Below are 11,645 nucleotides of genomic sequence, written 5' to 3'. Positions count from 1 at the left end.
GCGGGGGACTCCCCGCAGAGGGGGTAGGCAAAGACTTGCCCTATTGCTTAATGGTGATGCTGGTTAGGGTCGGAGGTGCCCGTGATTCTATCGCTTCGCTCCAGAATGACAGCGGGCATGACAATGGTTGGGCAAGGCTTTGATGAGGGGGAGGCTTCCCCCTTAATCCATTACGCATCGGACATTCAGGTAGTTGCCCGATGTCATGGACGTTGTCGGGTAACCGATATTGAGTCCGTCAAAAACGAGAGTCCCGAATTCGCTTTCCGTGTCCGTCCATAGGTAGGCCGCCACTCCCATTTGCACGAATTCCGGGGTGTTCCCGATGATGCTGTAGCGTCCTGCCGGGTAAAGGCTGAATCCGTAAAGATCGTTTCCGTTTCCGCTTTCCCAGCCTTCGGTCGTCCTGAGAGCAGTCATGTCCTTCCCGGTGTTATCCTCCAGGTCTACAAAGTCCTGGGCGGACGGCAGCCGCCAACCCTCTGGGCAGGCCGTCTTGGCGTCGTCGGGAGAATACATCCTGCCGTATTTTTCGCAGTTCTCGTCGTCGTTTTCGTAGCAGTAACTCGTGAAATTCCCCTTGTATTTCAGGTTCTCGGCCAGCCAGGTCTGCGAGCCTATCGTCGTGGTGGCGTAAGTCCGCCCGTCGCGCTCGTCCGTGAAGGTCCCGGCGACAACCTGAGCAGGGTCCACGGCGCCCCAGGGAATATCCGTCGCCGCGCCCTTTATGCAGCGGAGCGATTCGAATGCGTATGGCGAAGCCAATTGGACAATCGAGCTGGTATCGCCGAAAAGGAGTCTCCAATGCTGTATGTTCGTCGAAGTCATGATAAAGAAGGCCCCGTAGCCGAAATACTTTTCCTGCCTTTCCGTTTCGGGCGGCTGAACGGAATAACCCGGGAACAGTGCCGTAAACCCGTAATCGTCCGTTCCCATGAACTCTTCTGCCGCCGCCTTTTTCCCGGCGACGTCGCGCCCGCCCATTTCTTCTTCGAGAATCTCGAAGTCGTCAAGGTTCGGCACGCGCCAGCCCTCTGGGCATATCCCCTGGACATTGCGCCCGATATCGCAGGGCTCTTCGGTGCAGCCCACTGCCGCGGCCCATGTATAGAGCCGCCCGTATTTTTCGCAGTTGGCGGGATTTCCTTCCGGGCAGTAACTGAGGGAATCCATGGTTTCCGAAGAAGCCCGATAGGCGTAGTTCAGGTTCTCCGCCATCCACACCTGTTCGCCGATTTTTACCGTCCTGTACACTTGACCGTCCCGCTTGTCCACAAGGAGCGTGGAATCGGCTTCAGCGTCTTCTCCCGGGGCGTAGAACTCGGCAATGCAGATATCCTTCATTCTCTTGGCCGTAGCCTGCAAGTATTCATCGGCGGCAACTTTCGGCGTGAACTTCATGACGCATGTCAAGTGAAGCACGCTGCAACGGTCCAGTTTGAAAAGGTCCGTCACGGCCCCGCCGTTTTCGGCACAGTAGTCTGCGAAGGCCGTAGAATCCGCCCGGCAACTTGCTGTGGCACTGTCGCCGTAAGAATTGTCCAGGTGATCCTCCACTACAGCGTCCAGCGAATCCCGATTCAAAAATTCCGTATAGATGTTCTTCTTGTAGGTGCGAGTCAAGTTTATGCGGACGCCGTTCTGTTCGGCATACAGGTTCACGGTGCAGGCTTCGCCGATGGTTTCGCTAGCATGCTCGTAGTAGGGCTTGGCGGCTGTGGTAAAATCGACATCGAACCACGACAAACCCCGTTCCTTGTCCTTGACTTCCACGAGCCTCAGGGCGACCTTGGGTTCCCACGTCATCAGCCTTGCGTAGGCGGCGCTATCCAGGTTCGTGGCGTTTTGCTCTTCGGTATAGCCGTTGGCGATTTTCTTGTCTGAATCGCTGCAAGCGGTGTAGAACAGGAACGCAAGACACGTGATGGATAGGATTTTCGGAAACCATTTCATTTTTCAATCTCTTTCGTCAGCGGGAACAACTGCAAGTTCACCCTGTAAATCCGGTCGTAATCTTCTGCGGCAGAAACAATCTCGGCAATCTTCTTGCGGCAGATGTCGAGTTCCTTTACAATCCGCTCGTATGCCTCCCGGTTTACGGCAACCGTCATTCCCGAAAAGTTGCGGTCGGATACCGGGAAATTCTCGATGGCCTTCTCCGCGAACCTTGCCATTTGTTTGTGCATGTTGCGGATTGCCTTTGGAATCTTTTCAGAAGAACCCAGAATCGCCTTGTCGGATTGCACATACCTGTTTCTGTGCTCTTTCAGGAACCCCGCCTGCACCATGAAGGTAAGGGAGTTCCTCACGTTCTCGGGAGTTACGTTCTCGTAGAATAATTGAGCCAACTTTGACGGCGTAGCGACGGCAACCCTGGGCGCAAGTTCCCTCAGGATGGGGTTCCACCAGTTCTTGAAGTAATCGTAGGCGTCGCCCTCTACAATCCTGACCTTGTTGTCCTTCGCTATGGATTCCATGAGTTCAAGAGCTTCCTGCTTTTTCTTTTCTACGGGAGTGTTGCAGTAGGTGATCATTGCCAAAAAATAGGACGTCTGGATCTTGGAAAGACCCATGGCACTTGACACGCGGGCGGCTCCGACGCAGCTCAATTTCGACTTCCCGTCGCAGACAAGTTTCAAGAACTTTGTGCTGGCGTATCCGGCCATCTTGTTGAAGCCGCGCCAGGACAGGCCGGTCATCATCTTGCGCTCTTCGTAGAAGTCCCTGATATAAAGGCGATAATCTTTGTAGTCGGATATTGGTTTCATAGGGCTTCTTCAAATTTACCTAATTGGGCAGATTTTTTCAAATTTTTTGAAAGGGAAAAAAACGGTAAAAATGAAGATTTCGTCGTGCGGACACAGAAATTTTTCCTATATGTCTCACAGTGAGTCATATAGAAAATTTTCGGTAAAAATACGACGAAAAATGTTTTTTTCGGTGCGTTTATGGGTGGAATTTTGCATGCCGCCTTGTTATTTTTTAGGGGGTAAATCATTACGACGGTTTTTTATGAAGAATTCATTTGCCAAAAGTTTTGTGGTCTGCGCCCTTGTGGGGGTGCTCGGTGTTGCATTTATCGGTTGCGGGGACGACGGGTCGTCTTCGCCGAAAGGGACGGGGCTCCCTGCCGAAGTGGCTGACAAGGCGGAACTCGAAACCTACGAGTGCAGCATGGATGTCATCGGCGAGAAGGTCTACGTGACCGAACTCGAAGAGAACTACGAATGCGACGGCGAAAAGTGGTTCAAGTCCTACGACCAGACAAAGCCGAGTTCTACAAAGTCGTCGGGCAGCAAGGACACCGACGGCTCCAGCGACTCCAGGGCTACCGACAAGGACGGCTCGTCGAGCGACGCTACGACATCAAGCAGTTCCGCAAAGTCCAGCAGCTCGCGGCCGACCGAAATCCTTGAACCCGAAATCACCGTGAACGAGACCTGCACCGAGGTGGGAGTCTGTGACGCCATGGTCAAGACCGACATCAGCACGTGGCACTTTGTGCGCAAGGACGATTTTGGCGACGACGCCGAATACACCTACACGGCGGACGGCAAGGACCTTATCGTTACCATCAAGAATGCCGACGGCACGACCAACTCCAAGACCTACTCCATGTATAACATGGAATCCGAAGCGGGCGTGGAAAAGGCCTTCAACGCCGCAAAGTCCACCTGCAAAAATGGCGGCGGGAACGACAACAAAATAAAGAGTTGCGTGAAGGACACGGTAAAGGCGTTGCCAGAATGCAATGCGAGTAGGGAAGGATTTATCGGAAAGAAGGATTCTTCGTCTTATGTTGTCTGTAAAAATGGTTCGTGGGAAAAGGCCAAGGAAATTGACATGGATACTTAAGGCAAAACGTGCACCAACGCAGAAGTGGGGCAGAGAACAAATGGCGTTGTGACCGAAACTAACAAGTATTATTGCACGGCAAATGGTTGGGTCTCTCTAATGAGTTGGAACTGGGATGTGCCAAAGGAAGCCCACTTTAATCCAGATATTACTTACGGCTCCATGACCGATGAACGCGACGGCAAGGTTTACAGGACGGTGCAGATAGGTGACCAGATATGGATGGCGGAGAACCTGAACTACGCTGACAGCGTCAAGACACCGAGTCTGTTGGAACGCAGTTGGTGCTACGACAATAAAACCGAGAACTGCGACGTGGCGGGCCGCCTTTACACCTGGGCGGCGGCAATAGATTACGTTGCACTCTGTGATAATGGCAATGGTGTGAATTGTGATGATGGCGTGCCTACTAAAAAAGTGCGGGGCATTTGTCCTTCAGGCTGGCACTTGCCTAGATATGCAGGTGTAGGTGATGATGATGAATTCTATATCTTGTATATTGCAGCGGGCGAAAAAACGGCAGGCAAGGCTCTCAAGTCGCAGATGGGATGGGAATATCGTGGTAATAAATATATCGGCACCGACACCTTCGGTTTTTCAGGGATTCCTGCTGGTTACAGGACCAGCTCCGGCGAATTCAGCAGTGCCGGAGGTCTCGCTTATTTCCATACTACCGCGGGTTCAACTGACGGTTTGAGTTTTACCCATCCTGAGTATTTGTCTTATGGATCCGATGGAATGGGCAAGGAAAGGCTTTTCACGGATGTCGCCTACTCCGTCCGCTGCATCAAGGACTCAGAGTAGGGGGGGGGGGCTAGCACACTAGGCTTTCCCTAACGCGAATGTTTATTCTGCTTTGCCTGTCTGCTTCTTTTTCAATTCAATCAGATCGAAATACATCAGACGGCTGTTCAAGGGCCTGTCAGGACCAAGACCGCGAAATTCCCTTTCCTGTTCTTCGGTGCTGAACAGGAATTTAAACTCGTTGTTTTGATAGAACTTGAGATTCCGTTCCTTGTTGTAGGAATCTACCAGCAGAAACCGGCAACCGGTCTTGTTAAGTGGATCGACGAACCATGCCTTTATAAAACTCAGGACGTCGCTCCCCAGATGTTTGCTCTGAAAATCAAGGCTTATGCCGAGTCTACCAATCATGACGGCCGGATAGCTGCTGTAAATCTTTTCGCGGGGGATGTTCTTCTCAATCTTTCTTTTGCGAGATCCGGGAATTTTCTTGATGCTGTCATTGGAAAGCGTAAAAACCGCCACCAGTTGAGCCGGGTCATCGACAAGGGAAAAGCAATAATTCTTGCAAAGCAGTTCTTCGCTCTGCAAAAAAGCGTCTTTTGTGAAGAAATCGTCTAAGTCGTTGTCCCCGCACTTGAATGATTTGCATAGGGAGGCCTTGCCTTGAGTGTAGAACCCAAAGCGGCAATTCTGTTGGAGAAAGTTCATTACTTAAATTCTCTAAAGTCGGCCTTGGAGAGAATGTCTCTGGCCTGTTCAATTTGCTTGGAAAAATCAATGGAACCGCGACGCTTTTCGCTTTCTTCCATCATGAGGTCAAACCTGTCCGACGCTTCGCCGGCCAGTATCGGTACCGATGCGATTGCTAGTGCCATGATGACCTCCATTGTTGAATTGAACTATAGTCAATATACATTTTTCCTCGTGCTGGTGCAAGTGGTGAAACTTGAGTCAATTGGCTTATTTGAGGAAAATGAAGCCTTTTGACCATGCTAGAGCAAAAATATATTTTTAGCGTGTCATAAAATGACAAAATGGAAGAAAAATGAATTTTGTGAAGGCTCGCTGTGTTTTTTCAACGACACCTTTTTCCTATATGTCTCGCAGTGAGTCATATAGAAAGTTTTTGGTAAAAATACGACGAAAAATGTTTTTTTCGGTGCGTTTATGGGTGGAATAATGCATGCCACCTTATTATTTTTTAGGGGTAAATCATTACGACGGTTTTTTTTATGAAGAATTCATTTGCCAAAAGTTTTGTGGTCTGCGCCCTTGCTGGGGTGCTCGGGTTCGCTCTGACCGCCTGCGACGACTCGTCGTCGGCGGGTGGTGAGGGCGGTAGCGGTGGCAATCGTGGGGGTATTCCCGACACCGTCGAGACATTCATGGAACTGTCGGATTACGACTGCGGCAAGAGTCAGAAGTGTGTCGCCACCTACCTGACGGAATACCATGACATGGCTGTGTGCGATGGTAACAACGGCTGGGTCATCGGGACTCTCATCGAGAAGATGGACTGCGATTTCTCTTCATCGAGTGACAAGTCGAGCGATAGCAAGTCCAACGATCCCGCCGAAGTGACCGACGACTCCAGCGACAGCAAGGACAATCCTTCTTCGGCAGGAACGTCGACCAAATCCAGCAATTCGAATACATCTGGAAATGACGCAAAGTCAAGCAGCTCTGCGGGCAAGGAGGTGTCTTCGTCTAGCGAAGAAATGAAAAGCGCTTGGGATTACTTGAATCCGGGCATCGACTATGGAGAGTTTACCGATGAACGCGATGGACAAGTCTATAAGACGGTTAAAATCGGAGATCAGATATGGATGGCCCAGAACTTGAATTACGATCCGGGCGATGTGTCCAGCTTGGGTAGGTATGCATGGAGCGGCTGCTATGGTGACGGTGCCCTTGATGAAATCAGTAAAAGAATTTTGACGGAAGAAGAGTTTGCTGCGAACTGCTCCAGGTACGGTCGCCTGTACACCTGGGAAGTTGCAATGAATAAGGTCAATTGTGGCTATCACTACAATTGCGACATTGGCAACGAAGGTACGCAGGGCGTTTGTCCCAAAGGCTGGCATTTGCCTACAAAGGAAGAGTGGAAGAAACTGGTAGAACCAATAGCGAGCGGCGTTGAAGACCGAACTACTTACTGGAGTTACCTTGGTGCTAGTGTAGAGTTGAGGACTGCGGACGGGTGGAAGGAATATTCGACTTCTACGTCGGGAACGAATGCCTCTGGTTTCTCAGCCCTCCCTGCAGGCTTTATGTACATCGGAGAATTTTTTAGGTCAAAGGGCATTGGTACGTTCTTCTGGTCTTCTAGTGTGTACGGTACCGACAAATCCTACTGTTTGAGATTGCAACACGACGACGATTCCGCCCTTTTGTGGGGCGAGTGGAAGAAAAACGGCTTCTCCGTCCGTTGCGTCAAGGACTCCGAGTAATAACCCAAAGGTTTTGCTATGAAAAATACATTCGCGAAAAAGTTTACGGTCTGCGCCCTTGCGGGGGTGCTCGGGTTCGCCCTTTCCGCCTGCGACGATTCTTCGTCGGCGGGTGGCGATAATGGTAGTGGCGGGAACCGTGGTGGAATTCCTGACACCGTCGAGACATTCATGGAACTGTCGGATTACGACTGCGGCAAGAGTCAGAAGTGTGTCGCCACCTATCTGACGGAATACCATAACATGGCTGTGTGCGATGGCGACAACGGCTGGGTCATCGGGACCCTCATTGAGAAGATGGACTGCGATTTCTCTTCATCGAGTGACAAGTCGAGCGATAGCAAGGGCAATCCTTCTTCGGCAGGAACATCGACCAAGTCCAGCAACTCTAGTTCTTCGAGAGTCACCTCGAGCGATGTTGAGGGGTCTAGCAAAACCGCCTGGGATTACTTGAATCCGGACATTAACTATGGCGAGTTTATCGATGAACGTGATGGACAGATTTACAAGACGGTGACCATCGCCCCCGCGGGCACTGGCTATTCCGAGGTGTGGATGGCCGAGAACTTGAACTACGAGACGGAAAACAGCTGGTGTGGTGGAATCGGAACTACGGAAGGCGACTGCGAAACCTACGGTCGTCTTTATACCTGGGCTGCAGCCATGGACAGCGTGGGTGAGTGGAGCACGAGCGGCAAGGGCTGCGGCTATGGCAAGACTTGTAGCGTCGCTTCGGAGGGCTCAGCGACCTTGGTGCGTGGCGTCTGCCCCAAGGGCTGGCATTTGCCCAGTCAAAGCGAATGGGAAGCCCTGATTGTGGCCGTTGACGGTTCCATTACGGAATATACGTCTTCAAATACGGCGGGTTCCAAGCTCAAGTCCGTGACAGGCTGGTACGACGATGGCAACGGTGAAGATACCTTCGGGTTCTCGGCGCTTCCTGCCGGCTACAGGGACATCAATGGGGATTACGACTACGAGGGCAACTACGCGTACTTCTGGAGTTCTACTGAGTACCTCAGCTACTACGCGTACTACATGAGATTGTACTACGGCATCGGCTATGCGAGCCTGTACAACTACTACAAGAACTACGGGCTTTCTGTTCGTTGCGTCAAGGACTCTGAGTAACCCGCCGATAAACAATCAACCCACATCCCACACTACACACTTCACACCCGCTTCTGCGTTAGGGGGCGTCGCACCTTTGTGGCGAGACGCGTAAGCGGCTCGATGAGCCGACCCCGGATCAGGTCCGGGGTGACGAGAGGCGAGCAGCACCCGACCCGGCCCGTGGCCGGGGAACGCCCAAGGAAGGGCTTAATCCGTTGGGGGCTAATCCATGCCAAGAAGCCATCTTGAGACATCGACGATTCTGATTCCTTCGTACTGGGTCGTTTCGTGGTTTGTTCTCGCGATGAGCATTTTGGGGTATGCGTCTTTTATTCCGAGCAGCGGGGCAGTTTCCCTTTCAAAAGTCTTCTTGTCCGAGATGTTGTCCGATACCTGGATATACAGCTTTTCGTCATGTTTCATTGCTACAAAGTCGATTTCTTTCTTGTATAGGACTCCGACGTAAAGTTGGTAACCCCTTCGAAGTAATTCCATGGCAACCATGTTTTCGTACACGTGGCCGTAGTCCATGTTGCGGGTCCCGAGTCTTGCGTAGCGGAACGAATGGTCGCTCAAGTAGTATTTGTCTTCCGTGGACAAGTATCTTTTTCCGCGAATGTCGAATCTTCGGATTTTGTAGAAGGCGAATGCCTTGCATAAATAATCGATGTAAGAACCTATGGTTTTATGGTTCGTCTTGTCGCCTGTGGTGCTGATTGTCTTGGCGATATTTCGGATGGAGGTGATGTTGCCGACATTGTCCATCAAAAAGTCAATCAGTTTTTCAAGAAAGACCTTGTTCCGAATCTTGTATTTTTTGACGATGTCGCGGATAACCAACGTGTTGAAAACATCTTCGTTCACGTAACGGAACTTTTCGCTTTCAGTCTTGTATAAGAAGGAACCCGCCATCCCCCCTTCTTTAAGGTAGGATTCGAACGAGTCTTCCATTTTTTTCGGCTTGTAGTATTTTGTGTATTCCGCAAACGAAAACGGGAAGACGGGTATCTCAAAAGTTCTACCCGTAAAGAGCGTTGCCAGATCGCTACTAAGCAGGAATGCGTTTGAGCCGGTTACATAGATGTCGAATTTTTCCGTGGCGTGTAGGCTGTTCAATGCCTTTTCGAACGAGTCGCAAAGTTGAACTTCGTCGATGAACAGATAGTTTGTCTTTTTAGGCTTGTACGCCTGTTCTGCATATTCTTCGAGTGCGGAATAGTTCTGTAATTTTTCAAACTTCGTCAAGTTGAAGTTGATCTTGATGATGTTTGCCTTTTTATCATTTTTTGCAATCCATTCTGCAAAGGATTCTAATAATTTTGATTTGCCGGAACGACGGATTCCGGTTATTATCTTGATGTCGGGTGTGCCCCTGACATTTTTCAATGTGTCCAAATACTCTGTTCTTTCAATCAGTTTCATTTGTCGGCTCCCGAATTTCTATTTCCCAAAAATAAAAATATATAAAATTTGGGAAATTGTCTAGATGGGCCGGATCGTTTTTGCAATTTCTTGAACTGGAAAGGCCCCTGGATTGCCTTTTTCGTCATGAAATCTTGGAAAATTCCTATATGTTTCAGATTGAGTCATATAGAAAATTTTTGACGGAAAATTTCGAAAAAAATTTTTTTATTGCACAAAAATCTCTTTTTTGGAACAAATTTTTCCTATATTGCCTCGCCAGGAAAACAATGTCGTTTTTCTGGAAATTTCCCATCAGGAGGATAATATCATGAAAAAAATTGCTGCACTTCTTCTCTGTGCAGTCTCACTTTCTCTCATCGGTTGCGGGGGCAAGGCTGGTCTCAAGAACATCGACCCTAGTTGGACTGAGCCGGCAACGGCAGTGACCGTCTTCTACACCGAGCCGGTCGTGAAGAACCAGGACGACGTTGCCGACGACCTTCCGGACTTCTCCAGCAACTTCTCCGGTTGGTTCACCCAGCAGATGGGCAGCGAACTGAAGAGCCAGGCCGACATCGCCGCCAATTTCACGGCCAAGGAAGCGGCAGATTTCACCATGACCTCGACCAAGTTCGGCAAGAAGGACTATCTCGTTCCCTCCCCGAAGTTTGACGCTCTCGACGGCGTTTCTGGTCTCATCATCTCCATGAGCAACCTCGAAGTTTCCCGCCTCTCCGAAACCAAGATGAACCCGCTCACCATGAGCGCCGAAACCAAGAGCTACCTCCAGTTCACCGGCGAATACTCCATTGCCAACGCCGACAGCAAGACCGTTGTGGCGAGCGGCACGCTCAAGGCCCGCGTCCATCTCGGCTTCGCCATGGGCAAGGGCGACTGGGAAGAAAACATGAAGAACCTGGTCGAGGAAATCCTGAAGGATACCCCGCTCCAGAAGAAGTAATCTAAAAGAATTATTCCTTAAGAACGACGAAAGCCCTGTGCAATTCTGCACGGGGTTTTCTAGTGCCATCTACCCGAAAGTCTCGTACATGGCGTCCCGTTCGACGGGGGTGAGGCCTTCGCCAATAATCAGTTCCCGCATGCGGGAAGGGCTCATTCCCACGGGGACTTTTGCTCCGGCGGCGTGGGTGATTTTTTCTTCCATGATGGTGCCGTCCAGGTCGGATGCCCCGGCGTGGAGGGCCTTCATGGCGGTTTCGATTCCCATCTGTATCCAGTAGGCCTTGATATGCGGGAAGTTGTCCAGGAACAGCCTGGAGACTGCTACGGTCCGCAATATATCCTCTTCGCTTGTAATCTCGGGGACAATTTTGTGGAGGGCGTTGTGTTCCGGGTGGTAAACCAGGGGGATGAAGGCGAAGAATCCGGGGGTTTCGTCTTGCAGTGTCCGCAGCATGCCCATGTGGGCGATACGGTCTTCGGGCTTTTCGACGTGGCCAAAGAGCATGGTGGCGTTGGTGGGGATTCCCAGCTTGTGTGCAGCTTTGTGCACAGAAAGCCATTCCTCGCCAGTTTCTTTACCCGGGCAGATTTGGTCCCGGACGCTTTGCACCAGGATTTCGGCGCCGCCTCCGGGGAGGGCGTCAAGGCCTGCCTTTTTCAGCGTGGCCATGATCTGTTCGGGGCTCTGGCCCGAAATTTTCGAGAAGTGGCAGATTTCTACGGCGGTAAAGGCCTTCAGGTTCACCTTCGGGAATTCCTTGCGGAGTTTCGAGAGCATGTCGATGTAGTAGTCGAAGGGGTGGTCCGGATGGAGACCGCCTACAATGTGGAGTTCCCGCGCTCCCTGGCCGATGGCCTCGGCGGCCTTTGCCCTGATGGTGCCGTAGTCCCAGTCGTAGGCGGTGGGGCTGTCCTTCTTGATTTTGGAGAAGGCGCAGAACTTGCAGTGCAGAACGCAGACGTTGGTATAGTTAATTTGTCTGTTGTTGACCCAATAGACGGATTTCCCGTGGCGGAGTTCCTTTTCGGCGCAGGCCATGGCGCACAGCTCCTTCAGGGGGGCGTTGTTGAAAAGGTCTAGGGCTTCGGCTTCTGTAATGCGGGACATATTAA

10 protein-coding genes and 1 pseudogene are annotated in these 11,645 nt (G+C 51.0%); 5 read left to right on the top strand and 6 right to left on the bottom strand.

Features of this window, described 5'->3' with window-relative positions; translation table 11 throughout:
• Positions 1 to 162: 162 nt before the first annotated feature.
• Both IKB43_07625 and IKB43_07620 read right to left on the bottom strand, forming a co-directional pair.
• A complete protein-coding gene (locus IKB43_07625) occupies positions 163 to 1,953 on the bottom strand; it encodes a hypothetical protein (protein ID MBR2470003.1) in 1,791 nt (596 codons plus the stop codon).
• Positions 1,950 to 2,768 carry a TIGR02147 family protein gene (locus IKB43_07620; protein ID MBR2470002.1) on the bottom strand — a complete coding sequence of 273 codons (819 nt, stop codon included), beginning with the start codon at positions 2,766 to 2,768 and terminating at the stop codon, positions 1,950 to 1,952. The genes IKB43_07625 and IKB43_07620 overlap by 4 nt, the downstream gene beginning before the upstream one ends.
• Positions 2,769 to 3,435: 667 nt before the next feature.
• Between IKB43_07620 and IKB43_07615 the strand changes: the two are divergent.
• Both IKB43_07615 and IKB43_07610 read left to right on the top strand, forming a co-directional pair.
• Positions 3,436 to 3,699, top strand: a pseudogene (locus tag IKB43_07615) (hypothetical protein).
• 255 nt (positions 3,700 to 3,954) lie between these two features.
• Positions 3,955 to 4,659, top strand: coding sequence for a fibrobacter succinogenes major paralogous domain-containing protein (locus IKB43_07610; protein ID MBR2470001.1), 705 nt, complete (start codon positions 3,955 to 3,957; stop codon positions 4,657 to 4,659).
• A gap of 42 nt (positions 4,660 to 4,701) precedes the next feature.
• Here IKB43_07610 and IKB43_07605 read toward each other — a convergent pair whose 3' ends face one another.
• Positions 4,702 to 5,310: an N-acetyltransferase gene (locus IKB43_07605; protein ID MBR2470000.1), complete on the bottom strand. Its 609-nt coding sequence runs from the start codon at positions 5,308 to 5,310 to the stop codon at positions 4,702 to 4,704.
• Entirely contained in the window at positions 5,310 to 5,477 is a 168-nt protein-coding gene (locus tag IKB43_07600; GenBank protein MBR2469999.1) for a hypothetical protein, read from the bottom strand. Before IKB43_07600 ends, IKB43_07605 begins: the two co-directional genes overlap by 1 nt.
• A gap of 357 nt (positions 5,478 to 5,834) precedes the next feature.
• Between IKB43_07600 and IKB43_07595 the strand changes: the two genes are divergently transcribed.
• Both IKB43_07595 and IKB43_07590 read left to right on the top strand, forming a co-directional pair.
• Positions 5,835 to 7,052, top strand: a complete 1,218-nt coding sequence (locus IKB43_07595; protein ID MBR2469998.1) for a fibrobacter succinogenes major paralogous domain-containing protein — start codon at positions 5,835 to 5,837, stop codon at positions 7,050 to 7,052.
• A gap of 297 nt (positions 7,053 to 7,349) precedes the next feature.
• Entirely contained in the window at positions 7,350 to 8,183 is an 834-nt protein-coding gene (locus IKB43_07590) for a fibrobacter succinogenes major paralogous domain-containing protein (GenBank protein ID MBR2469997.1), read from the top strand.
• 204 nt (positions 8,184 to 8,387) lie between these two features.
• Here the strand turns inward: IKB43_07590 and IKB43_07585 are convergent, their stop codons facing one another.
• A complete protein-coding gene (locus IKB43_07585) occupies positions 8,388 to 9,587 on the bottom strand; it encodes an ATP-binding protein (protein MBR2469996.1) in 1,200 nt (399 codons plus the stop codon).
• Between the two features lie 310 nt (positions 9,588 to 9,897).
• Between IKB43_07585 and IKB43_07580 the strand changes: the two genes are divergently transcribed.
• Complete coding sequence (locus IKB43_07580; protein MBR2469995.1) at positions 9,898 to 10,530, top strand: hypothetical protein; 633 nt, start codon at positions 9,898 to 9,900, stop codon at positions 10,528 to 10,530.
• A gap of 69 nt (positions 10,531 to 10,599) precedes the next feature.
• Here IKB43_07580 and mqnE read toward each other — a convergent pair whose 3' ends face one another.
• Positions 10,600 to 11,640: an aminofutalosine synthase MqnE gene (mqnE, locus tag IKB43_07575; GenBank protein ID MBR2469994.1), complete on the bottom strand. Its 1,041-nt coding sequence runs from the start codon at positions 11,638 to 11,640 to the stop codon at positions 10,600 to 10,602.
• Positions 11,641 to 11,645 lie beyond the last annotated feature (5 nt).

Origin of the sequence: Fibrobacter sp. (assembly GCA_017503015.1) — a bacterium.
In the GTDB taxonomy this organism is placed as follows: Bacteria; Fibrobacterota; Fibrobacteria; order Fibrobacterales; family Fibrobacteraceae; genus Fibrobacter.
This window is presented reverse-complemented; position numbering and strand designations above follow the sequence as displayed.

Bases quoted from the DNA above. Each gene is read 5' to 3' on its own strand.
- IKB43_07580 (MBR2469995.1), top strand. From the start codon at position 9,898: ATGAAAAAAATTGCTGCACTTCTTCTCTGTGCAGTCTCACTTTCTCTC.
- mqnE (MBR2469994.1), bottom strand. From the start codon at position 11,640: ATGTCCCGCATTACAGAAGCCGAAGCCCTAGACCTTTTCAACAACGCC.
- IKB43_07600 (MBR2469999.1), bottom strand. From the start codon at position 5,477: ATGGCACTAGCAATCGCATCGGTACCGATACTGGCCGGCGAAGCGTCG.
- IKB43_07585 (MBR2469996.1), bottom strand. From the start codon at position 9,587: ATGAAACTGATTGAAAGAACAGAGTATTTGGACACATTGAAAAATGTC.
- IKB43_07610 (MBR2470001.1), top strand. From the start codon at position 3,955: ATGAGTTGGAACTGGGATGTGCCAAAGGAAGCCCACTTTAATCCAGAT.
- IKB43_07625 (MBR2470003.1), bottom strand. From the start codon at position 1,953: ATGAAATGGTTTCCGAAAATCCTATCCATCACGTGTCTTGCGTTCCTG.
- IKB43_07620 (MBR2470002.1), bottom strand. From the start codon at position 2,768: ATGAAACCAATATCCGACTACAAAGATTATCGCCTTTATATCAGGGAC.
- IKB43_07595 (MBR2469998.1), top strand. From the start codon at position 5,835: ATGAAGAATTCATTTGCCAAAAGTTTTGTGGTCTGCGCCCTTGCTGGG.
- IKB43_07590 (MBR2469997.1), top strand. From the start codon at position 7,350: ATGGACTGCGATTTCTCTTCATCGAGTGACAAGTCGAGCGATAGCAAG.
- IKB43_07605 (MBR2470000.1), bottom strand. From the start codon at position 5,310: ATGAACTTTCTCCAACAGAATTGCCGCTTTGGGTTCTACACTCAAGGC.